This window comes from Micromonospora sp. CPCC 205546, assembly GCF_036902715.1.
Taxonomy (GTDB): Bacteria; Actinomycetota; Actinomycetes; order Mycobacteriales; family Micromonosporaceae; genus Micromonospora.
In genome coordinates this window covers 23,734-50,211 of record NZ_JBAKHL010000008.1, presented here as the reverse complement: position 1 = coordinate 50,211, position 26,478 = coordinate 23,734, and the positions used below count along the sequence as shown (strand labels likewise).

Annotated in this window: 26 protein-coding genes; 16 read left to right on the top strand and 10 right to left on the bottom strand. The window is 72.8% G+C overall.

Annotated elements, in window-relative coordinates; genetic code table 11:
* Nucleotides 1-34 precede the first annotated feature (34 nt).
* Nucleotides 35-1,618: an acyl-CoA carboxylase subunit beta gene (locus tag V6U77_RS06845; RefSeq protein ID WP_334605347.1), complete on the bottom strand. Its 1,584-nt coding sequence runs from the start codon at nt 1,616-1,618 to the stop codon at nt 35-37.
* A 139-nt stretch (nt 1,619-1,757) separates the two neighbouring features.
* Between V6U77_RS06845 and V6U77_RS06840 the strand changes: the two genes are divergently transcribed.
* Both V6U77_RS06840 and V6U77_RS06835 read left to right on the top strand, forming a co-directional pair.
* A complete protein-coding gene (locus V6U77_RS06840; RefSeq protein WP_334605346.1) occupies nt 1,758-2,633 on the top strand; it encodes a biotin--[acetyl-CoA-carboxylase] ligase in 876 nt (291 codons plus the stop codon).
* An 89-nt stretch (nt 2,634-2,722) separates the two neighbouring features.
* Complete coding sequence (locus V6U77_RS06835; protein WP_334605345.1) at nt 2,723-3,295, top strand: PH domain-containing protein; 573 nt, start codon at nt 2,723-2,725, stop codon at nt 3,293-3,295.
* 108 nt (nt 3,296-3,403) lie between these two features.
* On the opposite strand, the gene V6U77_RS06830 is transcribed toward V6U77_RS06835, so the two are convergent.
* Both V6U77_RS06830 and V6U77_RS06825 read right to left on the bottom strand, forming a co-directional pair.
* Complete coding sequence (locus V6U77_RS06830) at nt 3,404-4,150, bottom strand: GtrA family protein (RefSeq protein WP_334605344.1); 747 nt, start codon at nt 4,148-4,150, stop codon at nt 3,404-3,406.
* 64 nt (nt 4,151-4,214) lie between these two features.
* Nucleotides 4,215-4,748, bottom strand: coding sequence for a GtrA family protein (locus V6U77_RS06825; RefSeq protein ID WP_334605468.1), 534 nt, complete (start codon nt 4,746-4,748; stop codon nt 4,215-4,217).
* Between the two features lie 393 nt (nt 4,749-5,141).
* Between V6U77_RS06825 and V6U77_RS06820 the strand changes: the two genes are divergently transcribed.
* The 4 genes from V6U77_RS06820 (at nt 5,142) to V6U77_RS06805 (ending at nt 10,222) form a co-directional block, all read left to right on the top strand.
* Nucleotides 5,142-6,983, top strand: a complete 1,842-nt coding sequence (locus tag V6U77_RS06820; protein WP_334605343.1) for a phosphoenolpyruvate carboxykinase (GTP) — start codon at nt 5,142-5,144, stop codon at nt 6,981-6,983.
* Between the two features lie 43 nt (nt 6,984-7,026).
* Nucleotides 7,027-7,887 (top strand): hypothetical protein, encoded by an 861-nt coding sequence (locus V6U77_RS06815; protein ID WP_334605342.1) that lies wholly within the window; start codon nt 7,027-7,029, stop codon nt 7,885-7,887.
* Nucleotides 7,888-8,223: 336 nt separating this feature from the next.
* Complete coding sequence (locus tag V6U77_RS06810) at nt 8,224-9,420, top strand: geranylgeranyl reductase family protein (protein ID WP_442934388.1); 1,197 nt, start codon at nt 8,224-8,226, stop codon at nt 9,418-9,420.
* Between the two features lie 31 nt (nt 9,421-9,451).
* Nucleotides 9,452-10,222 (top strand): isoprenyl transferase, encoded by a 771-nt coding sequence (locus tag V6U77_RS06805; RefSeq protein WP_334605340.1) that lies wholly within the window; start codon nt 9,452-9,454, stop codon nt 10,220-10,222.
* A gap of 103 nt (nt 10,223-10,325) precedes the next feature.
* Here V6U77_RS06805 and otsB read toward each other — a convergent pair whose 3' ends face one another.
* From otsB to V6U77_RS06790, 3 genes are all read right to left on the bottom strand, one after another.
* Nucleotides 10,326-11,150: a trehalose-phosphatase gene (gene otsB / locus V6U77_RS06800; RefSeq protein WP_334605339.1), complete on the bottom strand. Its 825-nt coding sequence runs from the start codon at nt 11,148-11,150 to the stop codon at nt 10,326-10,328.
* Nucleotides 11,151-11,252: 102 nt separating this feature from the next.
* On the bottom strand, nt 11,253-11,606 hold the full coding sequence (locus V6U77_RS06795) for a hypothetical protein (RefSeq protein ID WP_334605338.1): 354 nt from the start codon (nt 11,604-11,606) through the stop codon (nt 11,253-11,255).
* Between the two features lie 162 nt (nt 11,607-11,768).
* Entirely contained in the window at nt 11,769-12,209 is a 441-nt protein-coding gene (locus tag V6U77_RS06790) for an XRE family transcriptional regulator (protein ID WP_334605337.1), read from the bottom strand.
* A gap of 264 nt (nt 12,210-12,473) precedes the next feature.
* Between V6U77_RS06790 and V6U77_RS06785 the strand changes: the two genes are divergently transcribed.
* The 6 genes from V6U77_RS06785 (at nt 12,474) to V6U77_RS06760 (ending at nt 18,494) form a co-directional block, all read left to right on the top strand.
* Nucleotides 12,474-12,818, top strand: a complete 345-nt coding sequence (locus tag V6U77_RS06785; protein WP_334605336.1) for a hypothetical protein — start codon at nt 12,474-12,476, stop codon at nt 12,816-12,818.
* Nucleotides 12,819-12,849: 31 nt separating this feature from the next.
* Complete coding sequence (locus V6U77_RS06780) at nt 12,850-13,179, top strand: hypothetical protein (protein ID WP_334605335.1); 330 nt, start codon at nt 12,850-12,852, stop codon at nt 13,177-13,179.
* Between the two features lie 380 nt (nt 13,180-13,559).
* Nucleotides 13,560-14,975, top strand: a complete 1,416-nt coding sequence (locus tag V6U77_RS06775; protein ID WP_334605334.1) for a PhoH family protein — start codon at nt 13,560-13,562, stop codon at nt 14,973-14,975.
* 275 nt (nt 14,976-15,250) lie between these two features.
* Nucleotides 15,251-15,961 (top strand): lytic transglycosylase domain-containing protein, encoded by a 711-nt coding sequence (locus tag V6U77_RS06770; RefSeq protein ID WP_334605333.1) that lies wholly within the window; start codon nt 15,251-15,253, stop codon nt 15,959-15,961.
* A gap of 112 nt (nt 15,962-16,073) precedes the next feature.
* The gene (locus V6U77_RS06765) at nt 16,074-16,727 is read left to right on the top strand and encodes a rhomboid family intramembrane serine protease (protein WP_334605332.1); all 654 of its coding nucleotides are present in this window, start codon (nt 16,074-16,076) and stop codon (nt 16,725-16,727) included.
* Nucleotides 16,728-16,904: 177 nt separating this feature from the next.
* Nucleotides 16,905-18,494: a hypothetical protein gene (locus V6U77_RS06760; RefSeq protein ID WP_334605331.1), complete on the top strand. Its 1,590-nt coding sequence runs from the start codon at nt 16,905-16,907 to the stop codon at nt 18,492-18,494.
* Between the two features lie 98 nt (nt 18,495-18,592).
* Here the strand turns inward: V6U77_RS06760 and V6U77_RS06755 are convergent, their stop codons facing one another.
* Nucleotides 18,593-19,534 carry a DMT family transporter gene (locus V6U77_RS06755; RefSeq protein WP_442934387.1) on the bottom strand — a complete coding sequence of 314 codons (942 nt, stop codon included), beginning with the start codon at nt 19,532-19,534 and terminating at the stop codon, nt 18,593-18,595.
* 47 nt (nt 19,535-19,581) lie between these two features.
* Nucleotides 19,582-20,613 (bottom strand): class II fructose-bisphosphatase, encoded by a 1,032-nt coding sequence (gene glpX / locus V6U77_RS06750; RefSeq protein WP_334605329.1) that lies wholly within the window; start codon nt 20,611-20,613, stop codon nt 19,582-19,584.
* A 152-nt stretch (nt 20,614-20,765) separates the two neighbouring features.
* Here glpX and V6U77_RS06745 point away from each other — a divergent pair, with 152 nt between their 5' ends.
* The 3 genes from V6U77_RS06745 (at nt 20,766) to V6U77_RS06735 (ending at nt 23,526) form a co-directional block, all read left to right on the top strand.
* On the top strand, nt 20,766-21,506 hold the full coding sequence (locus V6U77_RS06745) for a DUF4245 domain-containing protein (protein ID WP_334605328.1): 741 nt from the start codon (nt 20,766-20,768) through the stop codon (nt 21,504-21,506).
* A 112-nt stretch (nt 21,507-21,618) separates the two neighbouring features.
* Nucleotides 21,619-22,428 (top strand): hypothetical protein, encoded by an 810-nt coding sequence (locus tag V6U77_RS06740; RefSeq protein ID WP_334605327.1) that lies wholly within the window; start codon nt 21,619-21,621, stop codon nt 22,426-22,428.
* Between the two features lie 243 nt (nt 22,429-22,671).
* A complete protein-coding gene (locus V6U77_RS06735; RefSeq protein WP_334605326.1) occupies nt 22,672-23,526 on the top strand; it encodes a hypothetical protein in 855 nt (284 codons plus the stop codon).
* 133 nt (nt 23,527-23,659) lie between these two features.
* Here V6U77_RS06735 and V6U77_RS06730 read toward each other — a convergent pair whose 3' ends face one another.
* Together V6U77_RS06730 and xseA are read right to left on the bottom strand one after the other, a co-directional pair.
* Nucleotides 23,660-23,872 (bottom strand): exodeoxyribonuclease VII small subunit, encoded by a 213-nt coding sequence (locus tag V6U77_RS06730; RefSeq protein WP_334605325.1) that lies wholly within the window; start codon nt 23,870-23,872, stop codon nt 23,660-23,662.
* Nucleotides 23,873-23,908: 36 nt separating this feature from the next.
* A complete protein-coding gene (xseA, locus tag V6U77_RS06725; RefSeq protein WP_334605467.1) occupies nt 23,909-25,075 on the bottom strand; it encodes an exodeoxyribonuclease VII large subunit in 1,167 nt (388 codons plus the stop codon).
* Nucleotides 25,076-25,452: 377 nt separating this feature from the next.
* Here xseA and V6U77_RS06720 point away from each other — a divergent pair, with 377 nt between their 5' ends.
* On the top strand, nt 25,453-26,442 hold the full coding sequence (locus tag V6U77_RS06720) for a 4-hydroxy-3-methylbut-2-enyl diphosphate reductase (protein ID WP_334605324.1): 990 nt from the start codon (nt 25,453-25,455) through the stop codon (nt 26,440-26,442).
* Nucleotides 26,443-26,478 lie beyond the last annotated feature (36 nt).

The window sequence follows — 26,478 nt, the reverse complement described above, 5'->3', positions numbered from 1 at the left end:
GGCCCGGCGGGTCGGCCGGGCCGGGCCGGCGGCGTCAGAGCGGGATGTTGCCGTGCTTCTTCGGGGGCAGGGTCTCGCGCTTGGTGCGCAGCACGCGCAGCGCGCGGACGATCTGGGTACGCGTCTCGTGCGGCGGGATGACGCTGTCGACGTAACCGCGCTCCGCCGCGATGTACGGGTTGGCGAGGGTGTCCTCGTACTCGGCGATCTTCTCCGCCCGCACGGCTGCCGGGTCCTCGGCGGCGGCCAGCTCCGAGCGGTAGAGGATGTTCACCGCGCCCTGCGCGCCCATCACCGCGATCTGCGCGGTCGGCCAGGCGAAGTTCAGGTCCGCGCCGAGGTGCTTGGAGCCCATCACGTCGTACGCCCCGCCGTACGCCTTGCGGGTGATGACGGTGACCTTGGGGACGGTGGCCTCGGCGTACGCGTAGATGAGCTTCGCGCCCCGGCGGATGATGCCGTCCCACTCCTGGCCGGTGCCGGGCAGGAAACCGGGGACGTCCACGAAGGTCAGCACCGGGATGTTGAACGCGTCGCAGGTGCGCACGAACCGGGCGGCCTTCTCCGAGGCGGCGATGTCCAGGGTGCCGGCGAAGTGCATCGGCTGGTTGGCGACCACGCCGACCGGCCGGCCCTCGACGCGGCCGTAGCCGACGACCATGTTCTGCGCGTAGAGCGGCTGGACCTCCAGGAACTCGCCGTCGTCGAGGACGTGCTCGATCACCCGGTGCATGTCGTACGGCTGGTTGGCCGAGTCGGGGATCAGCGTGTCCAGCTCCCGGTCCTCCTCGCTGACGTCGAGGTCGGCGGGCGCGTCGAAGACCACCGGCTCGTCCAGGTTGTTCGACGGCAGGTACGACAGCAGTGCCTTGACGTAGTCGACGGCGTCCTGCTCGTCGGTGGCGAGGTAGTGCGCGTTGCCGCTGCGCGAGTTGTGCGTACGGGCGCCGCCCAGCTCCTCCATCCCGACGTCCTCGCCGGTGACGGTCTTGATGACGTCCGGGCCGGTGATGAACATGTGCGAGGTCTGGTCGACCATGACGGTGAAGTCCGTGACCGCCGGGGAGTAGACCGCGCCGCCGGCACACGGGCCCATGATCAGGGAGATCTGCGGGATGACGCCGCTGGCCCGCACGTTGCGGAAGAAGATCTCGCCGTAGAGGCCGAGCGAGGCGACGCCCTCCTGGATGCGCGCGCCCCCGGAGTCGTTGATGCCGACGACCGGGCAGCCGATCTTCATGGCCAGGTCCATCACCTTGACGATCTTCTCGCCGAAGACCTCGCCGAGGGAGCCGCCGAAGACGGTGAAGTCCTGGGCGAAGACGCAGACCTGCCGGCCGTCGATGGTGCCGTAGCCGGTGATGACGCCGTCGCCGTACGGGCGGGTCTTCGCCAGGCCGAAGTTGGTGGACCGGTGCCGGGCCAACTCGTCCAGCTCGACGAAGGACCCCTCGTCGAGCAGCATCTCGATCCGCTCGCGGGCGGTCTTCTTGCCCCTCGCGTGCTGCTTCTCGACCGCGCGCGCCGACCCGGCGTGCACCGCCTCGTCGACCCGCCGATCCAGGTCGGCCAGCTTGCCCGCGGTGCTGTGGATGTTGATCCCGGTCTCGGTAGTCACCCTGGGAATATAACGATGGTTCAGGTCGCCGCCGCTGTGCAGTTCGCCTCAGCCGAGCCGAGTCGAGTCGAGTCGAGTCGAGACGAGACGAGCCGCGATGCCGACGGCCGGCCGGGCGGGCTGGCCGTAGGCTGACGGGATGCCGGGCTCGCCGTACACCGATCTGGACCGCCCGCCGCTGTCGGCGGCGCGGCTGCGACGGGCGCTGGTCGCCCCGCACGGGCCCTGGACCCGGCTGGAACTGCGCGTCGAGACCGGTTCGACCAACGCCGACGTCGCCGAGGCGGCCCGTGCCGGCGAGCCGGAGGGCCTGGTGGTGGTCGCGGAGCGGCAGACCGCCGGGCGCGGCCGGCGCGGCCGGGCCTGGCAGTCGCCGGCCCGGGCCGGCATCGCCACCAGCGTGCTGCTGCGGCCGGGGGAGGCCGTGACCGAGCGTGGCTGGCCGCCCGCACCCCAGACGGGGTACGGCTGGCTGCCGCTGCTCGCCGGCGTCGCGCTGGTCGAGGCGGTGACCCGGCTGGCCGAACTCGACGCGCGGCTGAAGTGGCCGAACGACCTGCTCGTCGACGACGCGAAGTGCGCCGGCATCCTCGCCGAGGCGGTGCCGGGCCCCTCGCCCGCCCGGCCGCCCGCGATCGTGCTCGGTATGGGCCTCAACGTCACGCTCCGCGCCGACGAGCTGCCGGAGAACCCGACGGGGCTGCCGGCGACCTCCCTGCAACTGGCCGGCGCGGCGGCCACCGACCGGGACCCGCTGCTGCGGGCGCTGCTGCGCGGGATCGCCGACTGGTACGCCGAGTGGCGCGCGGCCGGCGGGGACGCGGTCGCCAGCGGCCTGCGCGACGCCTACCTCGCGGCCTGCGCGACGGTCGACCGGCAGGTACGCGTGCTGCTGCCCGGCGGCGAGGAGCTGACCGGCACCGCGACCGGCGTGGACGCCGACGGCCAGCTCCTGGTCACCACCGCCGGCGGCAGCCGCGCCCTCGCGGCCGGAGACGTGCTGCACCTTCGCTGAATCCCGCGCAGACGCCCGCCGCGCGGCTGATCCCCTGGTGCGAGGGGAGCCGTTACGGTCAGCGCGTCCGTTTCTGCGAGGAGGTTCCCGTGGCTTTCCCCGATGACGTGCTCACCGAGGACGAGCACGTCGTACTGCACCTGCACCCGCACTGGAAGGCGCTGATCCGGCCGGTCGCGGTGCTCGTGCTCGCCGTCGCGGCGGTGGTGGCCGGCCTGGTCCTGCTGCCCTCCGGCGGGGGCGGCTCGATCGCGCTCGCCGTCATCGGCGGCCTGGCCCTGCTGGCGGTGCTGTGGCTGGCGCTGTGGCCGTTCCTGGTCTGGCGGAGCACCCACTATCTCTTCACCAACGAGCGGGTGCTGCTCCAGCAGGGCGTGCTCTCGCGCGACCGGCGGGACATCCCGCTGACCCGGATCAACGACCACGCGATGAACCAGCAGTTCGTGGAGCGCCTGCTCGGCTGCGGGACGCTCACCATCGAGTCCGCCGGCGAGCGCGGCCAGTCCGTCCTGCACGACGTGCCGGGGGTCGGCCGGGTCCAGACCAAGCTCTACGAGCTGGTGGAGGCCCACCACGACAAGCACTCCCTCGGCGACAACGAGATGCGCGACATCCTGGCGGACCTGCACGAGGGCAAGCCGCTGCGCGACCCCACCGCCTGACCCGGCGCGAGCTCGGACCCGGCCCGGTCCGCCCCGGTCAGACCGGGGCCCGCCGCGCCGGGTCGGGCGGGGCGGGCCTGGGCGTGGGTTCAGCGGCGTGGCGTGGGTTCAGCGGCGGGGCGGGCGACGGGTGCTGGCCTGCAGCTCGGCGGCCAGTTCCGCCTCCAGCTCCCGGTCGAGGGAGCCGCCCAGACCCGTGTCGAGCCGGGCGGAGCGCCCCTGGACCGGGGTCCCCGGGCCCGCCGCCGGCGCGGGGTTCGGAGCGGGCACGACGTGCGGGGCGTACGGCCGGCTGCCCGGCGGCGGTTCGGACTCCTCCAGCTCGGAGATCGACTCGGCCAGCTCGGCGACCGGGTCCATCTCCGCCATCGTGTCCCACTCGTCGCGCGGGATGCTGTGCCACGTCTCGGCCGCGTGGGCCGGCGCCGGTTGGAAGACGAACGTCCGGTAGGACCAGAAGCGGAACAGCGTGGCGAGCAGCACCCCGCCGGTCTTGGCCACGTTGAGGGCCAGCAGGCCGGTCAGGCCCAACCCGTACTTGGCGGCGGCCAGGACGCCCAGCTCGATGAGCAGGCCGGCCCCGTTGAAGAGGAAAAAGAGGACGTACTCGCGCCGCATGGCTGATTTCGGGCGATCCCGGTACGTCCAGTGACGATTCATCAGATAGGACGTGAGGGTCGCCACCACGGTCGCGATGACCGTCGCCTTCAGCTGACCGTTGACGAAAACGGTCAGCGCGAGCACGTTGAACACGGCGTAATTGATTACGGTGTTGACGCCACCGACGATTCCGAACTTGAGCGCCTCGTTGATGAACTTCTGCCAGCGCTCAGGCAGCAGACGGACAAGACGCATGCGGAACACCTTAGGGCAGTGGGCGGGGCCGGCAGGCTCCGGCCGGGACGGGGTGGGCGGCAGGTCACGCCCGGTGGTCTCGGTCGTGCTTCTCTTCCGGAACCCTCGGAGTTCCCGCTTCCACGAAGACGAACCGTCGGTAGGACCAGAACCGGAACAGCGTCCCGAGCCCGGTCCCCACGATGAAGCTGGCGATGTTGTCGGCCAGCGGGGTCTGGAACACCCCCGGCCAGATGCTGCCCAGGCCGTAGCGGCTGACCGCCAGGCAGGCCACGGCGATCCCTAGGCCGACGCCGTTGAAGAAGAAGAACAGCGCGTACTCGCGGGCCGGGTTGGAGCGCTTGCGGTGCCGCCACGTCCAGAACCGGTTGCCGATGAACGCGACGCTCGCCGCGATCACCGTCGAGATGGTCTTCGCGGTGACCTGCTCGACGCCCCGCACGGTCGTCAGGTAGTTGAAGAGAGCGAAGTCGATCAGGAAGGCGATCCCGCCGACGGTGGCGAACTTGCTCAGCTCGCGGACCAGGTGGCCGAAACGGTCCACCAGCGAGTGGACCAGACCCGGGCGGGTCTGCCGGGAGCCTGGCTCCCCGGTCATCGTCGCGGCCACGACGCGAGCCTACCGGTTGAGGGCATCCCGCACGGGTAGCAACGACGGACCGCCTGTGCGGGTGTGCGCCTGTGGACCGAGCGTAACGGCACCGGTGCCGCCGCGGGCCGGTTCGCGGGTTCCGCCGACGGGACGGGGCCGCGGGGCCGGCGACGTTTCCCCGCAGCATTTGCGTGAAACTGCGCGTGAAAGCGGGTATTAGCTCGTGATGCCGCAGCGTGCCCGTACCTTGTGCAGTTCTTCACAACCAGTCCCACTGACTGGTGACCTCGCCCGGTTTACGCTGAGGCCAATCCCAGGTTTCCACGAAGGCGACGCATAGCGCCGTCAAGACTCGTGCATCCCATAGATCGGTCAGCGTCGACCACAAGGAGATGTGTCATGGTTGCTCCGGCTACCGTTCGGGGTATCGATCAGGCCCCGACGTCCCACCCCAAACTGCTCGCCTGGGTCCGTGAGGTCGCTGAACTGACCACCCCCGACCGTGTCGTCTGGGTGGACGGGTCCGACGAGGAGTGGCGTCGCCTCACCGACGAGCTGGTCGAGGCCGGCACCCTGATCCGGCTCAACCCCGAGAAGAAGCCCAACTCGTTCTACGCGCGCACGGACCCGACGGACGTCGCCCGGGTCGAGGAGCGCACCTTCATCTGCTCCGTCGACGAGGCGGACGCCGGCCCCACCAACAACTGGATGGCGCCGGCCGAGATGAAGCGGACGATGACGGAGCTGTACCGCGGTTGCATGCGCGGGCGCACCATGTACGTCATCCCGTTCTGCATGGGTCCGGTCGAGGCCGAGAGCCCCATGTTCGGCGTGGAGATCACCGACAGCCCGTACGTGGTGGCCTCCATGCGCATCATGACCCGGATGGGCGCCAGGGTCCTGGAGGCCATGGGCGACGACGCGGACTTCGTCCACGCGCTGCACTCCATCGGCGCCCCGCTCGCGCCCGGCCAGCAGGACGTGGCGTGGCCGTGCAACGAGACGAAGTACATCTCGCACTTCCCGGAGACCCGGGAGATCTGGTCCTTCGGCTCCGGCTACGGCGGCAACTCGCTGCTCGGCAAGAAGTGCTACTCGCTGCGGATCGCCAGCGTGATGGGCCGCGACGAGGGCTGGCTCGCCGAGCACATGCTCATCCTCAAGATCACTTCCCCGGAGGGGAAGGTCTACCACGTCGCCGGGGCCTTCCCGTCGGCCTGCGGCAAGACCAACCTCGCCATGCTGGAGCCGACCGTCCCGGGCTGGAAGGTCGAGACCATCGGTGACGACATCGCCTGGATGCGCTTCGGCCCGGACGGCCGCCTCTACGCGGTGAACCCGGAGTACGGCCTCTTCGGCGTCGCGCCCGGCACCGACTGGAAGACCAACGCCAACGCGATGCGGACGCTGGACCGCGGCAACTCCGTCTTCACCAACGTCGCCCTGACCGACGACGGGGACATCTGGTGGGAGGGCATGGGCGAGCCGCCGGCGCACCTGGTCGACTGGAAGGGCAACGACTGGACGCCGGAGAGCGACAGCCTCTCCTCGCACGCCAACAGCCGGTTCTGCACCCCGATCACCCAGTGCCCGATCCTCGCCGAGGACTACTACGACCCGAACGGCGTGCCGATCGACGCGATCCTCTTCGGCGGCCGCCGTCGGGACACGATCCCGCTGGTGACCGAGGCCCGCGACTGGGTGCACGGCGTCTACATGGGCGCCACGCTCTCCTCGGAGACCACCGCCGCCGCCTCCGGCGCGGTCGGCGTCGTGCGGCGCGACCCGATGGCGATGCTGCCGTTCATCGGCTACCACGCCGGCGACTACTTCCGGCACTGGATCGAGATGGGCAAGGGCACCGACGGCGACGAGTCCAAGCTGCCCAAGATCTACTACGTCAACTGGTTCCGCAAGGACCCGGAGGGCAACTTCCTCTGGCCCGGCTTCGGCGAGAACTCCCGGGTGCTCAAGTGGATCATCGAGCGGATCGAGGGGCGTGCCGAGGCGGTGGAGACCCCGATCGGCATGGTCCCGGCCCAGGACGCGCTCGACGTCGAGGGCCTGGACATGACCCCGGAGGACGTCCGGATCGCGCTGAAGGTCGACCCGGAGGAGTGGCGCAAGGAGCTCCCGATGGTCACCGAGTGGTTCGAGAAGTTCGGCGACAAGCTGCCGGGCGTGCTCTGGGCCGAGCTGGACGCGCTGCGGGCCCGCCTCGACGCGGCACCCCGGCGCTGAGGACAGGTGTGACCGACGCCCCGAGCGGGCATCACCGGATCCCATGAGGACGGCCGCCGCGACCCAGGTCCGGCGGCCGTCCGCCGTCCGGGTGCTGACCACGCTGCTCGCGCTGACCGCGGCGGCCACCGTCGTGGTCGAGCTGCTCAACTGGTGGTACGCCCCGGAGCAGGGCTTCGGGCTCGCGGTCCGGACGGGCTGGGCGATGCTCCGGTCGCTCGGCTTCCTGCTGCTGATCGGGCACGTCCGTCGCGGCCGGACCGTGGCCCGGCCGTTCGGGCTCATCCTGGCGGTGACCACGGTCTTCGCGGTCGGCCGGCTGATCGTGCCCCGCCAGGGGGTACCGCCGCTGCCGGGGCTGCTCGGGTTCGCCCTGCTCACCGTGCTCTGCGTCGCGGTGGTCTGGCTGCTCCACCGCTCGTCCGCCGTGTCCGCGCACCTGGTCCGCCACCGGTCCCGGCTGGTCATCGACCGGGAGGGCATCTCCTGGCGGGAGACCCCGCCCCGTCGGCCGGAGGTCAGCGGCTGGCTGCTCACCAGCCGGGTCGCGGCGTTCACCTACAGTCCGCTCATGCTGGTCCCGGCCCTGGTCGCCGGCGCTGCGGTGCTGGACGACCGGCTGACCGCCGTACCCGCCGTGCTGTTCTGGTTCGTCGCCGGGATCGTGACCAGCTACGCCGTGCTCTTCTGCACCGCCTTCCTCATGCGCGGCAAGGGCTGGGCGCGCACGCTGCTGGTGGCCGTCACCGCCGTCGTGCTCGCCGTCGACCTGCCGCTGTGCTGGTGGCTGCTCGGCCCGGACGGGCTGGTCCGCGACGGCGGCCCGCTGGTGGCTGCCGCCGTGTTGACGCTCTACGGCCTCTGGCGCGCCACCCGCGCCGAACGCACCGCCCGGCCGGCGTAGGGACGTCCCGGCCTTCGGTCCGTCCGGCCCGGCCCTCGGTTCCCCGGCTTTCGGTCCCGGCCCTCGGCCCTCGGCCCTCGGTCGCCGGTCTCCGGCCGCGGTTCGGCCCCGACCGCCATGTCCTCGATGACGAGGGCGAGCGACGCGGCGTCCAGGGCGGTGTGGTGCGCGGCGAACAGGGCCAGCCGGCGCCGATGCTGTTCGGCCGCGCCGGTGCGGGCGGGCCCGGGAGGACCTCGTCGACGCGGTTCGGCGTCGCCGCGGCAAAGGTGGCACGGGGAGACCTCGCCGACGTGCCGGGCGGGTTTCGGCGTGCTGGGCGTCGCCGACGGCAGGATGGCCGGAGGAGCCGGACCGGTGGTGGGAGGCGACGCGGTGGGCGACGGGTTGGCAGGCGACGAGTTCGACGTGGTGGTTGTCGGGGCGGGGCCGGCCGGCTCGGCCGCCGCGCTGGCGGCCCGGCGGGCGGGTGCGAGCGTCCTGTTGCTCGACCGCGCGGACTTTCCCCGGGACAAGGCGTGCGGGGACGGCATCGCCGCGCACGCGCTCGACGTGCTGGACGAACTGGGAGTGCCGGACGCGGTGGCCGGGTACGCACCGCTGCCGGCGCTGCGCCTGGTCGGGCCGGGCGGTGGCACCGTGGCCCGCCCGCTGCCCCGGCCCGCGTACACCGTGCCCCGGAGGGTCTTCGACGCCCGGCTGGTGGCGGCGGCGGTCGCGGCCGGTGCGCGGCTGCGTCGGCACGCGGTGCGGCACGTCGAGGTCCGGGCCGACCGGGTGGTGCTCGACGGCTCGCTGGCGGCGCGGGCGGTGGTCGGCGCGGACGGTGCCGGGTCCGTGGTCCGGCGGGCGCTCGGGCACCGACCGAATCCCGACCGGCACCTGGCGCTGGCCATCCGGGGGTACGCCCCTGCGCTGCCCGGCCCGCCCGAACAGCTCATCGTCACCTCGGCGCCGCGCTGGCCGGCGTACGCCTGGTCGTTCCCGATCGGGGACGGGCGGGCGAACGTCGGGTACGGGGAGGTGCTGCGGGGCGAGCCCCTGAGCCGGGCGCACCTGCTCGACCGGCTCGGCGCACTGCTGCCCGGCACGGACCCGGCCACGGTCAGCGACCTGCGGGCCCACCATCTGCCGCTGTCGACGCACCGTCCCGCACCCGGGCGCGGCCGGCTGGTGCTCGCCGGCGACGCGCTCTCCCTGATCAACCCGTTCACCGGCGAGGGCATCTTCTACGCGCTGCTCTCCGGGGCACTCGCCGGGGCGGCGGCCGCCGCCTCACCCGGGCGGGCCGCCCGGCGGTACGCGGCGGCGCTCGACCGCCGCCTCGGCACCCATCTGCGGCACAGCTCGGTCGCGGCGTCGCTGGCCCGGCACCGGCAGGTGGTCGACGCGGCGGTCCGCGCGGCCCACCGCGACGACCGGGTCTACCGGACGGTGGTCGAGCTCGGGCTGGGCGACGGGCGTCTCGACGCCCGCACCCTGGGCATGATCGGCATCGGTCTGTCGGCATGGGAGCGGACTCCGAGGCGGTGAGCCGGAGCGTAGGTCGCTACGCTGCAGGGTGATGACTCTGCGGGACCTGATCTACACGGTGTACGAGCGTCGCCTCACGGCGAAGCTCGCGGGTAAGCCGGTGCCCCGGCACGTCGGTGTGATGTGCGACGGCAACCGCAGGTGGGCCCGGGAGATGGGCTTCGTCGACCCGAACGACGGGCACCGGATGGGCGCCGTCAAGATCAAGCACATGCTGGGCTGGTGCAACCAGGCCGGCATCGGGCACGTGACGCTCTACCTCCTGGCCACCGACAATCTGCGACGGCCGGCCAAGGAACTCGACCCGCTGCTCCAGATCATCGAGGACCTGGTGGTCGAGTTGGCCGAGGAGGGCAATCCCTGGCGGCTGCGGATGGTCGGCGCGCTCGACCTGCTCCCCGCCTCGACCGCCGCCGCGTTGAAGGCCGCCGAGGAACGCACCCGGGACCGCAGCGGCGGGGCCGAGGTCAACATCGCGGTCGGCTACGGCGGCCGGCGGGAGATCACCGACGCGGTGCGGTCGTTGCTGCTGGAATACGCCGCCTCCGGCGGCACCCTCGAGGAACTGGCCGAGGTGCTGGACGTCGAGCACATCGCCGAGCACCTCTACACCCGGGGCCAGCCCGACCCCGACCTGGTCATCCGCACCAGCGGCGAGCAGCGCCTCTCCGGCTTCATGCTGTGGCAGTCGGCGCACTCGGAGTTCTACTTCTGCGAGCTGAACTGGCCGGACTTCCGGCACATCGACTTCCTGCGCGCCCTGCGGTCCTACGCCAACCGCCAACGCCGCTACGGCGCCTGACCGCCCCCGGAGCACGCGCGCGCCCGTCCGGCCCGCGCGCCCGTCCGGTGCACGCCTCAGCCCGCCCGGTGCGCGTTCCCCCGCCACGGCGGGCGGGAGCGCGTCAGGTGAGGTGCCCGGCGGCCTCGGTGAGGAAGTCGCCGAGGGCGGCGGGGGAGTCCAGGGTCAGGTCGGCGGCCTCCGCCACCTCGTGGCCCGTCTCCGGGTTGGCGACCGCCACGCAGACACCGAAGAAGTGCGGATCGGCGGCGGCCCGGGCCCGCAGCGCGGCGAAGGCCTTGATGTCGGAGACGTCGTCCCCGAAGTACCAGGCGCCCTCGGCGTCGCGGACGATCTCGTCGATCACCATGCCCTTGTCGCGGTCGACCGGGGGCTTGAGCTCCAGCACCATCCGCCCGGCCTGGACCTTGAGCCCGAGCCGTTCGGCCTGGGCCCGGCCCCACCGCTCCACGGCCTCGCCCAGCTGCGGCGCGGTGCGCCAGTGCAGCGCCACGGAGAGCCGCTTGTATTCCACCAGGGTGCCATCGGGCAGCTCGGCCCGGGCCAGGTCGGTCAGCTCCACCATCGTGGGCACCCAGGGCAGGGCCGCCGGCTCCGTCACGGTCTCGCCGCCCGAGTGGCTGTGCTCCAGGCCGTAGAGGCCGTACAGGTCGACGCCGGTGAGGCCGCCGAGGTGTTCGCGCAGGAAGTCGACCGGGCGCGCGGAGACGATCGCGACCCGCCGGACCACCGGGGCGAGCGCCTCGATCGCGGCCAGCACCTTCGGGGCGGGGCGCACGGCGGTCGGATCGTCGTCGACGGGGGCCAGGGTGCCGTCGAAGTCGAAGAAGAGAACGGTCCCGGCCGACCTTCCGGCGGTCGTCCGCCAGGCCTGGTCGGCGTCCAACGGGATCCTCGGCTGCTGGTTGCCCAGATTCAACGGCGGCACGCGCGACAGCGTACCCCGGGCGGGGCCGCCCAATCCCCGGCCGAGCGGTGGTCACCGGCCGACGCCCCGGGGGGTGCGGTCGGTACGCGGCGGGCCCGACGGTCAGCGTTCGGCGGCTCCCCGTCCCCGCCGGCCGAACGGCACGACGGCGGCCTCCTGGCCGTGGTTGAGCAGGTAGCCCTCGACGAATCCGCTGTTGCGGTCGCCGGTGCGTTCCTCGATCTCCTGCAGCTTGTTGACGAGGAAGTCGGTCAGGGCGCTGACCCGGTTGTCGAGCCGGTCGTGCAGCTCGGCGACCACGGCCAGGATCACCGCGGTGCCGGCGGAGGTGAGCACGAGGAGGTTGACGAGCAGGGGAAGCTGCCCGCCGTCGACCGCCAGGGTCACCACGTTTCCGGTCACGCCCAGTGTCAGCGACACGGTGGCGATCACGACTGCCATCCACTTCAGGGTCATGGACAGACCCCTCCTTCTGTCCCGCAGGGCTGGGTTCGGCCTTGTCCCGTCCCCCCGCCGACGACGAGCCCAAGCAGTACGAATACGGACGCTAGCGCGCCCGTTCCGGCCCCGGAGCGAAACGAATGAGTCTGACCTGCCGTTCTTTCGCCATCTGAGGAACTAGCCGGCCTGTCTCCCTCGTTTTCGGACATCGACCGGGAGCGTGGGGCGGTACGCGAGATATCTGATGGTTTCCCGGATGTGGAACTTCTCCGCGTCGGAGACCTCGGGGTCCACGAGCCGGCGTAGCAGCGCCGCCACGTCCGGGTCCATCGGCGGCGGGGTCGCGGTGTTGCGGGGGGCGCTCGCCCGTTCCCAGCCCAGCGCGGCGAAGGCGGTCGCGGGGCTGAGGCCGAGGCCCTCGCAGAACGCGACCACGCGCTCGGCCTCCGGGTCGCTCGCCCAGTCACCGCGTACCCAGCGGTTGATGGTCTGCCGGGAGACGCCGGTGCGCCGGGAAACCTCGGTGCCGCTCCAGGCCCGGGTCGCCCGGGCCTCGTCGAGCGCCCTCCGGACGAAGGTGGCGAAGGCGATCTTCCGTGCGTTGGCCGTCTCGGTCACCCGGTGACGGTACGACCATCCGGCCACCGGGGAGTGTCCTGGCACGCTGTTGTCACGCGGGCGTGACGTGTTCTTCGTGGTGCCGGTAAACGATCCGGCACCGCTTCTGAGGGGTGTCACCTGGGCAGAATAGATGCCCGTAGCGGTCGCCGTAAACGGACGAAAAGCTGATACTGTCACGTCCATGGGACAATCTACGGTGTGTCACGTGCATGAGACGATCAGTGCTCACATGCGTCACGCCCCCGTCGCGAGGGGGGTGTGGTGACCGAGCTAGCCACCCGTGCCCAGGCCTTCGGCCTGATCGCGGAGGGGGTGGCCGCGGGCCTGAGCGCGCCATGGCGCCTCTACCTCGCCCGGGGCTGCCGTTACCTGTCACTGAGCGTCGGCGACCGCGCCGAGTGGGACGCCTGGCGTACCCACCTTGGCTGCCCCGAGGTCGGCGTCCGGGTGTACGACGCCGGCGGGGAGATCCGCCGCTCCTCCGTGGCCGAGGTCGTCGTGGACGGCTGCCGGATCAGTGTCGAGCTGGTCGAGGAGGTCAGCACCGACGACCTGGACCGCCTCCTGGTCGCCGAGCCCACGCCGACCGAGCCGGAGGAGCGATGACCCGGGACCCACGGCGGACGGGGGCCGCCGGATGAGCCCCTTCCTCGCCGTCTTCCTCGTCCTCGTCCTCGGCGCCACGAGCTACGCGGCCGGGCGGCTGCACGGTCAGCTCAGCTACCGCATCGGCTACCGGTTCGGCTACCGGCAGGGCTACTTCGACGGCGACCGGGGGGCCTGGAACCGCCGTCGCCGCGACGCCCAGGCCGCCATCGCCTCCGCTCTGGCCGGCCCGTCGCCCGTCACCGCCGCCCGGGTCGCCGGCACGGTGGTGCGGCCCGGCACCACGTACACCGGCTCGTCGTTCTCCGCCCCGGCCGCCGGGGGACATCCGACCGGCACCCTGGTGCGGCGGACGGGTTGAGCCCCGGTCGACGGGGAGCCCGAGGCCCCGTCGACCGGAACCGGCGCGGTGCGTCGTCCGCGGCGGACACGCACCGTCGGGACCACGTCAGACCGGTGACGGTGGTCCCCGCCGGCCGGGATGCGCGCAGGGGGCATGCATCCCGGCCGGTTCCGCCGCCGGCTGAGTTCACCCGCCGGCCCCCGGAGATCCACGTCCGCCCTCTAGCCGACGGGGTCCGACGCGGCTAGCGTCTAGGCATGGCACGGGGTTCTCCCGGGCCAGCCGGTCCGCCCGGATCTGCGACCTCGCGCACGGGGTTTCCGCATCCGACCCCGTGTCCCCGGGCACCGGAGGAGGCGGAACGCGGGTGGCGGATGCCCATCCGTCGGAGCAGGCCTGTGACGACTCGCCGTACGCCCGCCGGGACCGACCAGACCCCGGCCGCGACTGCCACGACCCGCCGCGCCACCCGGAGCCGCCGCAGCGCGTCCGCCGCTGGAGCCGGCACCGAGGAGCCCCGACCAGCGGGCCAGGCGTTCGTCCTGGACACCTCGGTGCTCCTGTCCGACCCGGCGGCCTTCCACCGGTTCGCCGAGCACGAGGTGGTCCTGCCCCTGGTGGTCATCACCGAGCTGGAGGGCAAGCGCCACCATCCGGAGCTGGGCTGGTTCGCCCGGCAGTCCCTGCGCATGCTGGACGAGCTGCGGGTCCGCCACGGGCGGCTGGACCGCCCGGTGCCCGCGAACGACTCCGGCGGCACCCTGCGGGTGGAGCTCAACCACTCCGACGACGGCGTCCTCCCGCCGGGATTCCGCACCGACTCCAACGACACCCGGATCCTCTCCGTGGCGCTGAACCTCGCCGCCGAGGGGCGGGAGGTGACCCTGGTCAGCAAGGACATGCCGTTGCGGGTCAAGGCCGCCTCGGTGGGCCTGCGGGCCGACGAGTACCGGCACGGCCAGGCCAGCGACCCGACGTGGACGGGGATGGCCGAGCTGGAACTCGCCGATGAGCAGATCGGCCAGCTCTACGCCGGTGACGCGCTCGACCTGGACGCGGCCGCCGCGCTGCCGTGCCACACCGGCCTGGTGCTGCACTCGGGCCGGGGCTCGGCGCTCGGCCGGGTGCTGCCCGACAAGACCGTGCGGCTGGTCCGCGGCGACCGGGAGGCGTTCGGGCTGCACGGCCGCTCGGCGGAGCAGCGGATCGCGCTCGACCTGCTGCTGGACGAGTCGGTGGGCATCGTCTCGCTGGGCGGGCGGGCCGGCACCGGCAAGTCGGCGTTGGCCCTCTGCGCCGGGCTGGAGGCGGTGATGGAGCGCCGCCGGCACAAGAAGGTGGTCGTCTTCCGCCCGCTCTACGCCGTGGGCGGCCAGGAGTTGGGCTACCTCCCCGGCTCGGAGTCGGAGAAGATGTCGCCCTGGGCGCAGGCCGTCTTCGACACCCTCGGCGCGGTGGTGCACGAGAACGTGCTGGAGGAGGTCACCTCGCGGGGCCTGCTGGAGGTGCTGCCGCTGACGCACATCCGGGGTCGTAGCCTGCACGACGCCTTCGTGATCGTGGACGAGGCGCAGTCGTTGGAGCGGGGCGTGCTGCTGACGGTGCTCTCCCGCATCGGCCAGGGCTCCCGGGTGGTGCTCACCCACGACGTGGCCCAGCGGGACAATCTCCGGGTCGGGCGGCACGACGGCGTGACCGCGGTGATCGAGGCGCTGAAGGGCCATCCGCTCTTCGCCCACGTCACCCTCAGCCGTTCGGAGCGTTCGCCGATCGCGGCGATGGTGACGGATCTGCTGGAGGACATCCCGCTATGACGGTGGTTATGTAGGGGTTTGTCCGCATTCTCTTTGTGGTGCAGATCACAATCAGCTCTGTTGGTTTCCCATCAGTCTCACCGTGCGCGATGGTGTCCAACGAGCGCCCACGTACCGAGAAGATCGTTGGTGATCGTTCGTCACAGGACGCGCCAGCATCCCACCGGGTACGTCGGCTGCGACCGGCACCGGGTCGGGGCGCTTGCGACGCGGACGCATCCCACCCGGGGTGCAGCCCCGCGCCGTGTCCTTGCACCCGACGAAGGGACCACTTCGTGAGTCGGCTGTGGAGCCGGTTCGGCGCCCGTACGGCCGCTGTCGCGCTGCTCTCCGTGGGCGTCGCTGGCGGCGTCTACCTGGGCGAAGACCGACAGACCCAGCAGCAGGGCCTGACCGCGCAGGTCGGCGTCGCTGTCGAGCAGGTCGAGTTCGAGTACCAGCGCGAGCGGCACGCCGCCCACCAGGTGCAGGCGGCCCAGCAGCGGGCGGCCGAGTACCAGGCGAAACTGCGCGCCGCCGCGGCGGCGAAGGAGGCGGCCAAGCGCGCCCGCGAGGCCGAGGCCGCCGCCGCGTCGCGGAAGAAGGCCCGCGAGGCCGCCGCGAAGGCCGCGGCCGCGAAGGCCGCCGCCGCCAAGACCGAGAGCAAGCCGTACGAGGGGCCGATCCCGGCGTCCTGCGCCGAGTTCAGCGGCAACCGCGAGGTCGGCTGCGCGCTCATGGTGAAGGCGGGCTTCGGGATGGACCAGTTCCCGTGCCTGAACAAGCTGTGGAACAAGGAGAGCGGCTGGAACCACAAGGCCCGCAACCCCTCGTCCGGGGCGTACGGCATCCCGCAGGCGCTGCCGGGCAGCAAGATGGGCTCCGTCGCCGGCGACTGGCAGACCAACCCGGCGACCCAGATCAAGTGGGGCCTCGGCTACATCGAGGGCCGCTACGGTTCGCCCTGCAAGGCCTGGGCCCACTCGCAGGACGTGGGCTGGTACTGACGGACATCGAGGGCGGGGTGTGTGGGCGTCCACACACCCCGCCCTCGTCGTTCGGGGTACGGGATCGCCTCAGAAGTGGCGGTCGGGCCCGCCACCTGATAGCTCTTGACGGGTGACCCTGCACCCGTCGAGCGGCGATCCGCACCGGTTCGGCACCGAGGCGTTCTACGCCGCGCTCGGCCGGGCCTTCGTCGCCATGTGCGCGGTGGTGCCGTTCCTGTTCCTCATCGAGGCCCTCGACCAGGGCCTCGCGTTCGGTCTCGACGCCACCGCCGGGATCATCCCGAAGCGGATCGACGGGCTCGACGGGGTCTTCTTCTCGCCGTTCCTGCACCACGGCTTCGACCACCTCTACAGCAACAGCATCCCGCTGATCCTGCTCGGCACCTTCGTGCTCGCCGCCGGCGCCCGCCGCTTCCTGTGGTCGACGCTCGTCATCATCCTGGTCAGCGGGCTGGGGGTGTGGTTCACCGGCTCGTCGACCTCCGTCGTGGTCGGCGCGAGCGGGGTCATCTTCGGCTATCTGGGCATCCTGCTCACCCGGGGCATCGTCGAACGGAGCTGGTGGAACTTCGCGGTCTTCCTGCTCGTCGGCCTGCTCTACGGCTGGCAGCTGGTCGGCATCCTCCCCACCGACGAGCGGATCTCCTGGCAGGGCCACCTGTTCGGGCTGCTCGGCGGCGTGGTCGCCGCGATCATCTTCCGGCGCCGACGGGGGGACCTCGGCGGTCCCTACCGTTCGGAGTCAACGCTCACCATGCCCTGACCGTCCCGGCCCGGCAGGCCGACCGGCGGCGGCGACGTCGCAGCGCTGACCAGTGCCTGACGCACGTCGGCCAGCGCGGTGCCGCGCTCCTGGCCGCCGTGCGCCGACCACCGCACCGGTACCGGATGCTGCCCCGGCCGTGGCCGGATCGAGACCGGTGGCTGCGACGGTGAGCCGATGAGCGCTCCGCCTCACCAGCGCGACGGCGCGCCGGCGACCCTGGCCTGGCTGGGTCATCCCGCGACGGTCGCCGCCCTCGTCCTTCTCGTGGTCAACGACCACCTGCTCAAGTCGGCCCTCCCCGGCCCGGTGACCGGCAAGCTCAGCGACGCCGCCGGTCTGCTCCTCGCGCCGCCGCTGGTCGCGGTGCTGCTCACGCTGCTGGCGCCGCGGCTGCCGGCCCGCGCCGCCGCCGGGCTCGGACTCGGTGTGGTGGGCGCCGGCTTCACCATGGTCAAGTCCAGCGGGTACGCCGCAGCCGCCGCCTCGGCGGTGTGGAGCGCCGTCAGCGGGCCGTCACTGGTCCGGGCGGACCCGACCGACCTGTTCACCCTGCCGGCGCTCGGCCTCGCGGCGTGGACCTGGTCCCGGGCCCGGCGGGAACCGGTGCGGTGGCGCTCCGCCCGGCTGGTCCGGTTGCTGGTGCTGCTGCCTGCGGCGACGTTGGCGGTGGCGGCCACCAGCGTCGTCCACCACCCCGACGCCGTCCGGGCGGCGGTCCTCGACGAACGGTTGGCGGCCGGCATCGGCCACGGATACGCCGACGAGGTCTTCGACGAGAGTCCCGTCTGGCGGGTGAGCGACGACGCGGGGGCGACCTGGCGTGACCCGACGCGGGGCGAGGCCGAGGCGTTGACCGGGGCGAAGGGGCCGGTCGTCGGCGCCGTCAGCCGGGGCTGCTCGATCGCGACGCCGACGCGCTGCTACCGGGCGGTCCCCGGCCGGCTCGCCGTCGAGCAGAGCGACGACGCGGGACGCAGCTGGCGTCCGGCCTGGGGGGCGACCGAGGCGCAGCGGGCCATCCTCCGCCGGCAGTACCCGGACCCGGGGCCGCGCGGGGAGCGGATCGCCACGCAGGAGCTGACGGTGCGGGACACCGGCGACGGCCGGCACGTCGTGCTGGTGGCCAACGGCCGGGACGGCTTCGCCGTCCGTCGCCCCGACGGGAGTTGGGAGCGGCTCGGCTTCGTCGGATCCGAGGAGGCCGGAGGATATCCGTTCGACGGGCGGCCACCGGCACTCGGCCGGAGCACCCCGGGGGACCGACGCGACGATCCGCTCCTGGCGCTGTTCCTGGGGCTCACGCTCGCCGGTTCCGTGCTCGCCGTGTCGGGTGTGCGCGCGGGGCTGCGGGCCGACGTCAGCCGCCTGCGGCTGACCTGCCTGGGCGCGCTCGGTGTCACCGCCTGGGCGCTGCTGGCCGTGGTCTGGTCGGGGGCGCTGCTCTTCCCGGAGGCGGGTTCCGTCGCCCTGCTCGCGGTCCTGCTCGGCGTGCTGCTGCTGTCCGTCCAGGCACCGGCCGGGCCCACGGTTCGGTGGACCCTGGAGGTGCTGCTGGCCGCCGCACTGGCCCTGGCGCTGGCCGCGCTGCCGTTGGTCGGCTGGCTCTACGGGCGGCCCGCCCACACCCACACGGCGCTGCTGCTCGCCGTGGCGGTCACCGTGCCGGGGCTGCTGCTGGGCTGGCGGGCGGCCCGGCTGGTCACGGCGCCCGCCCGCCGAGCCGACCCGCCCTGGCCGGCGCATTCCCCCGGGGCGCCCCGCTGATCCCGCCGCCGGTTCGTGGCGCGGGGACCGCCCGGCGCTTTCCTGTCCGCCCGGCGCTTTCCTGGCCGCGCGGTGGTTCCCTGGCCGGCCGGGTCCGGTCAGCGGCGGTCAGCGGGCCGAGGGCGGGGCGCGGTCGGCGCGAGGGCCGCGACTCCGACCGCGACCAGGGTCAGCGCCGCGCCGAGCAGGGTGACCGGCCCCGGGCGGGAGGCCGCCGTGGGCAGCAGCAGGTCCAGCACCACGGCGCCGACGATCTGCCCGGCGATGGTGGCCAGCCCGAGCAGCAGCACGCCGGTGAACCGGACGATCGCCGCGGCGATCGCGATGAACACGATCCCGATCGGGCCGCCCAGGTAGAGCCAGGGCTCGGTCGGCGGGTCACCCGCTGGCCATCCGCGTACGGCGAGGTCGACGGCGAGGGCGATCAGCAGGGCCGCCGTACCGACGGTGAAGTTGACAAGCGTGGCGGTCAGCGCGCTGCCGGAGGCCATCCGTACCCGGCCGTTGACCGCCTGCTGCCAGGCGATGGCCACCCCGGCGAGCAGCGGCAGCAGGGCCAGCCCGAGGGTGCCCGGGTCGCCGAGCCGGTCACCGACGGCCAGCAGGACGGCGACCACGGTGAGCGCCGCCCCGGCCAGCCGCGGACCGGTGACCGGCTGACGACCGCCCGGACCGGCCCCGGCCCGGTCCACCGCCAGGCTGCTGCCGGACTGGCCCGCCACCACCGCGACCGTGAACACCGCCACGCCGAGGGTGCCGATGGTCAGCCCCTGCGCGGCGACCAGGAACGCCCCGCACATCCCGCCGAGGCACTGCCACGGCCGCAGCGTGCCGTCCGTCAGGGCGCCGCGCAGGGCGGCGAGCCCTCGCCGCCCACCGGGGGTGGCGGGGACCAGCACCAGCAGCACCAGCAGGCCCAGCCCGAACGAGACCACCGCGGCGGCGATCCCGTCGGCCAGACGTACGCCCAACTCGCCGTTGATCCGGGACTGCACGGCCACGGCCAGTCCGGAGACGGTCGCGAGGCCCACGCCGGTCATCCGGCGGGCCGCCGACGGGGCCGGCGGGACCAGCGTCCCGGCGACGCTCACTCCTGCTCGGCGAGGGGGCGGCCGTCGAAGTCGACGGCCGAGTAGAGGGCGAGCTTCTCCAGCCGGTGGTACGAGTCGATCACCCGGATGGTGCCGCTCTTCGAGCGCATGACGATCGACTGCGTGTACGCCCCGCCGGCCCGGTAGCGGACGCCGCGCAGCAGGTCGCCGGAGGTGACGCCGGTGGCCACGAAGAAGCAGTTGTCCCCGGTGACGAGGTCGTCGGTGCTGAGCACCCGGTCCAGGTCGTGCCCGGCCGCGAGCGCCTTCTCCCGCTCCTCGGCGTCGCGCGGCCAGAGCTTGGCCTGCATCGCCCCGCCCATGCACTTGAGCGCGCAGGCGGAGATGATGCCCTCGGGAGTGCCGCCGATGCCCATCAGCACGTCGACGTCCGACTCGCCCCGGGCCGCCGCGATGGAACCGGCGATGTCCCCGTCGGAGATGAACCGGATGCCCGCCCCGGTCCGGCGGATCTGCGCGACGAGGTCGTCGTGCCGGCTGCGGTCCAGCACGCAGACCGTGACCTCGGAGACGTCGGTGCCCTTGACCTTCGCGATCCGGCGCAGGTTCTCGGCCACCCCGGCGTTGATGTCCACCACGTCGGCGTACGCCGGTCCGACGGCGAGCTTCTCCATGTAGAAGACCGCGCTCGGATCGAACATCGCACCCCGCTCGGAGACGGCGAGCACCGCCACCGCGTTCGGCATGCCCTTGCTCATCAGCGTGGTGCCGTCGACCGGGTCGACGGCGACGTCCACCTCCGGTCCGGTGCCGTCGCCGACGTGTTCGCCGTTGAAGAGCATCGGGGCGTTGTCCTTCTCGCCCTCGCCGATCACCACGACGCCCCGCATGGGGATCGAATTGATCAGCTTGCGCATCGCGTCGACGGCGGCTCCGTCGCCGCCCTCCTTGTCGCCCCGACCGACCCAGCGACCGGCGGCCATCGCTGCGGCCTCGGTGACCCGGACCAGGTCGAGGGCGAGGTTGCGGTCGAGATCCTGTGGGATCCGGGTCCTGGTGTTCGTCATGACGGCTCCTCCTCGCGACGTTGCGGGGCGGCAGGGTGCGGCGTCGCCGCTGCCGGGTTTGTCGCTGATCCTCACACGATCGCTCACCCGACGCGGGGTGGGGGCGGTGATGGCGCGGATACGGCCGGTCGGGAGGCTGCGAAGATGGCGGGGTGGAAGCCGCACAGCCTGCCGATCGCGTACCCGCCGACCCGACGCCCCCCGACGGCCAGCCGCCGGTCGACCCGGGCCGGGCCGCCGTCGTACCGGAGGGGGAGCCGGCGCTGGTCGAGCCCGCCGGTGCGACCCAGCCCGGCGGCGTCGCCTCGGCCGGCGGCGTCGCCTCGACCGCCGGGGTGGCGGAGACGGGCGAGCAGCCCGCGCCGCCGCCCGCGGCCGACATCCGCAAGTCGGAACGCTCGCCGAAGGACATGGCGATCTCGCTGCTCGTGCTGCTGATCCCGATCGCCCTGCTGCTCGCCTTCTACCGGGGGTTCCTCGGCGGCGACCAGCCGACGACCGTCGACCCGGCGTCCGCCATCGGGTCGGCGCGGGCCGCCAACGCCTTCCCGGTCAGCGAGCCGGCGGAACTGGGCGACGGGTGGCGCACGGTCAGCGCGAACTTCCAGACCGTCGAGGGCGGGTCGAGCCTGCGCCTCGGCTATCTCACCCCGGAGGGGCGGGCCGCCCAACTGGTGCAGAGCAGTGTGCCGCCGGAGCGGCTGCTGCCTGCCGAACTGACCGCCGAGGGGCAGCCGCAGGGCCAGACCGACCTGGGCGGACGCGCCTGGCAGCGGTACACCGCCCGCGGCAACGAGCAGGCACTGGTCCTGCTCGAAGCGGACCGGACCGTGATCGTGGTCGGCGACGCCCGGGACAACGAGCTGCGGCACCTGGCCACCGCGATCCGGTAGGCGGCCGGAAACCGCCCCCCAGGTGTCGGTCGGATCGGCTACGCTGCCCCGGCTCACTGCCCGGTGGCCGCAGCTTCCGGGTGCTTACCGTTTCGCGAAGAGGATCAATCTGTTGAAGATTCGACGGTGGAGCGTCGGCGTGCTCGCCGCCACCCTGCTCGTTCCCGGCCTGGCGGCCTGCAAGTCCGACGCTCCCGCGCCGGTCGGCGCGGACTCGGCGGCGTCGACCGTGCCCGCCGACCCGAAGGACGCGCTGCTCGCCTCCACCAAGGAGATCGAGAAGGGCAACTTCACCTTCACGCTGGCCGGTGCCGGGCTCAGCGGCAAGGGTCTCGTGCACAAGCCCAGCAACAGCGCCCAGTTCAGCATGAAGTTCGACGACGACTCCGGCAGCATGTCGATGGGCATGGAGCTGATCTACATCGAGCCGGACAGCTGGGTGATGCTCGACCTCGGCGAGCTGGGCGCGATGATCCCGGGTGCGGAGAAGTGGAAGGGCAAGTACCAGCACCTCGACCAGTCCAAGGTCAAGGGCGCCGGCGAGCTCAGCCGCTACATGGAGGAGGTCGACCCGGCCGGCAGCGCGAAGCTGACCAAGGGCATCACCGAGGTCCAGAAGACCGCCGAGGGCAGCTACACCGGCAAGCTCGACGTGTCCGCCGCGGGTGACGCCGCCACCCTGGACGCCGACCTGGTCAAGGCCCTCGGCGCGCAGGCCAAGGCGCTGCCCTTCACCGCCAAGCTGGACGCGCAGGGCCGGCTCACCGAGCTGGTGATCTCGGTGCCGGGCGCCGGTGAGACCAAGGCGCACGACATCAAGATCACCTACGCGGACTACGGCAGCGCCACCGCCGCGCAGAAGCCGCCGGCCGACAAGGTGGTCGAGGCGTCCCCCGAGACGTACGAGATGTTCAAGAAGTAACAGCGACACACGAGACGGGGCGGCTCCGGCCGCCCCGTCTCCGCGTTCCGGGGTCACCCGACCGGGGCAACCGGACATCCCGGTGATTGTGCGACGCGGCGACAGGGAACAGGAGTGGGGCGAACCCGGACCGGTCGCTCCGGCAACCGGCCCGGCGGGGTTCGCGCGACGCGGCCGAGGTGGTGCGTCGCCCGGTTTCCGGCCGCCGCCAGGTGCGTCGGGTGACCCACGTGGGAGACACAAATGACTGTTCGACGCCTGAGCGCCGGCCTGGTGGCCGCCGCCCTCTTCACTCCCGGCCTGGCCGCCTGCAACGCCTCGGGGACTCCGACGGCGGGCTCGTCCGCCTCCCCGTCCGTCTCGGCGTCCGGTACGCCCGCGGCCTCCGGCAGCGCGGCCCCGGCGGCCGGTGACGCCAAGCAGGCGCTGCTGGCCTCCACCCGCGAGATCAGCAACGGCAACTTCCGGTTCACCATGTCCGGCGTCGGCTCGACGGCCGAGGGGCGGGTCCACGAGCCCACCCAGAGCGCCGAGATGCGGGTGACGATCGGCAAGCCGACCGACGACCTGTTCATGAAGCTCGACGTCGTGCACTACAAGCCGGACAGCTGGGTCAAGGTCGAGCTGGGTGGCGCGACCGCCAACAGCGTGCCGGGCGTGCAGAAGCTGAACCTCGGCAAGTACCAGCACCTGGACCAGACCCGGATCAAGGGCAACCGGAACCTCGGCTTCGACTTCGACAAGGTCGATCCCGCCGGCAGCGAGGTGCTGACGCAGGGCATCACGGAGGTGCGTCAGACGGGCGAGGGCGCGTACGCCGGCACCATCGACGTGTCGAAGGCGGCGGAGGCGGGGTCGGTGGACCCGACGGTGATCACGGCTCTCGGCGCGCAGGCGAAGTCGGTGCCGTTCACCGCGAAGCTCGACCCGCAGGGCCGGCTCAGCGAGATGGTCGTCCAGATCCCGGCCGCGGGCCAGACCAAGGCGCAGGACATCCGGATCACGTACTCGGACTACGGCAGCGCCACCGCCGCCCAGAAGCCCCCGGCGGACCAGGTGGTCGAGGCCCCCACCGAGCTCTACAACCTCTTCAACTGACCCCACCCGCCCCGCTCCCGCCCGCGTCGATCGTGCAGTTGTGGTGGGTGACACAAGGTGCAGAACACCCTGTATCGCCCACCGCAACTCCGTGATCGGCGGGGCGGGGTGCGGGAAGGCAGGGCAGGGTGGGTCAGGGGGTGGGGTCCTGGCGGGCGGTCTCGATGCGGGCGCGGGCGCCGTCGAGCCAGTGCTGGCAGACCTCGGCGAGCTTCTCGCCGCGCTCCCAGAGCGCCAGTGACTCCTCCAGGGTGGTGCCGCCGGTCTCCAGCCGCTCGACCACCGACGCCAACTCGGCGCGGGCCTGCTCGTAGCTGAGCCGTTCGTCCTTCTTCTCGTCAGTCATCGTCGCCATCCCACCACATCGTGATCCCGTCCCCGCTCAGCCGTCGACCGTCGCGGCCAGTTCGCCGTCGGCGAGGCGCACCCGGAGCGGGTCGCCCCGGCCGACCTCGGACGCGGCCCGCAGCACCTGGCCGTCGGCGCGCTGGACGATCGCGTAGCCCCGGTCGAGGGTGGCGGCGGGGGAGAGGGCGCGCAGCCGGGCCAGGGTGTGCCGCAGGTCGTCGTCGGCGGCGGCGAGCCGGTGGTCCAGGCAGCGCCCGGCCCGCTGCCGCAGCCCGGTCAGGTCGGCGACCCGCTGGTCGACCATCACCTGTGGCCGGGCCAGCACCGGCCGGGAGCGCAGCCCGTCGAGCCGGTGCGACTCACGGTCCACCAGGTTGCGCACCGCGCGTTCGAGGCGGTGCCGGGCCTGCCGGATGACCCGCACCTCCTCGGTGAGGTCGGGAACGACCCGCTTGGCCGCGTCGGTCGGCGTCGATGCGCGTACGTCGGCGACGTAGTCCACCAGCGGCGCGTCGGTCTCGTGGCCGATCGCGCTGACCACCGGCGTGCGGCAGGCGAAGACCGCCCGGCAGAGCGCCTCGTCGGAGAAGGGCAGCAGGTCCTCGATGCCGCCCCCGCCGCGGGCGATGACGATCACGTCGACGGTCGGGTCGGCGTCCAGCACCTTGAGTGCGTCGACGATCTGCGGGACCGCGCCCGGCCCCTGCACGGCCACGTTGACCGTGCGGAACTCCACCGCAGGCCAGCGCCGGCGGGCGTTGGTCAGCACGTCGCGCTCGGCGGCTGACGCGCGGCCCGTGATCAGACCGACCCGGTTGGGCAGGAACGGGGGCCGGCGCTTGCGCGCCCGGTCGAACAGCCCCTCGGCCGCCAGCAGCTTCTTGAGCTTCTCCAGCCGGGCCAGCAGCTCACCGAGGCCGACCTGTCGGATCTCGTCGGCACGCAGGCTCAGCGTGCCCCGGGCGGCGTAGAACTCCGGCTTGGCGTGCAGCACCACCCGGGCGCCCTCGCGCAGCTCCGGTGCGCCGACGTCCAGGACGTCCCGGTTGGTGGTGACCGTCAGGCTCAGGTCGGCCGACGGGTCCCGCAGGGTGAGGAAGACGGTGCTGGCGCCCGGCCGGCGGCTGATCTGCGCCACCTGCCCGTCCACCCAGACCCAGCCGAGCCGGGCGATCCAGGCACCGACCTTCTGGCTGACCACCCGGACCGGCCACGGCTCCTCGGACGTGCTGCGCCCCACCTCGCCTGTGCTCACCCGCCCACCCTACGGTCCGCCCCGGACAGCCCCGCGCGAGCGACTCGGCGTGGCCGATCCGGCGGGCGCGGCTCGGCGGGGTGGGCGGCGCGCGGTCAGCATCGGCGCGGTGGCGGCGGGCGGTCGGGCCGGCGTGCCGGGTCCGCGCGGTGGCACGGTGGGATCAGGATCACCATGGGTACGTCCGTGCCGGAAAGCGCCTTCCCGAGGGCGACCGCTGGCCGCGCGTGCGGCTGGGGCGCCCGTTCTGGCAGGCCCCGGCCGGCGCCGGGGCGGGGATCGTGTCCCGTGTCGCCCTGCGGGGCGGCACGTACGATGGGCGGGTGACTCAGGCTGAAGTGACGTCCCGGACCGGCAAGCGCGTGATCCTGGCCAAGCCCCGCGGCTACTGCGCGGGAGTGGACCGCGCGGTGCAGACCGTGGAGGAGGCACTCAAGCTCTACGGCGCCCCGATCTACGTACGCAAGCAGATCGTGCACAACAAGCACGTGGTGCAGACCCTGGAGGCCCAGGGGGCGATCTTCGTGGAGGAGAACGAGGAGGTGCCGGAGGGCGCCACCGTCATCTTCTCCGCGCACGGGGTGGCCCCGGAGGTCTACGAGCAGGCCAAGGTCCGCTCCCTGCGGGCGATCGACGCGACCTGCCCACTGGTCACGAAGGTGCACCAGGAGGCGAAGCGGTTCGCCGCCGAGGACTACGACATCCTGCTGATCGGCCACGAGGGGCACGAGGAGGTCATCGGCACCTCCGGCGAGGCCCCCGAGCACATCCAGCTCGTGGACGGGCCCGAGGACGCCGACCGGATCACCGTCCGCGACCCGAACAAGGTGGTCTGGCTCTCCCAGACCACCCTCTCGGTCGACGAGACGCTGGAGACGGTGGCCCGGCTCAAGAAGCGGCTGCCGATGCTCCAGTCGCCGCCCAGCGACGACATCTGCTATGCCACCTCCAACCGGCAGCACGTGGTCAAGGAGATCGCGCCCGAGTGCGACGTGGTGATCGTCGTGGGGTCGACCAACTCCTCCAACTCCGTACGCCTCGTCGAGGTCGCCCTGGACGCCGGGGCGCGCGCCGGTCATCTCGTCGACTTCGCTCACGAGATCGACGACGCGTGGCTGGAGGGGGCGCGCACGGTCGGTCTGACCTCGGGTGCCAGCGTCCCCGACGAGCTGGTCCAGGAGGTGCTCGCCCACCTCGCCGCGCGTGGCTTCACCGACGTCGACGAGGTGGTGACCGCCAACGAGCGGCTGACCTTCTCGCTTCCGCAGGAACTCAAGCGGGACATGAAGGCCGCCGCGGCGGCCCGTGGCTGACGTCGCACCCGGTCACCGCCACCCGGACGGCGCCGG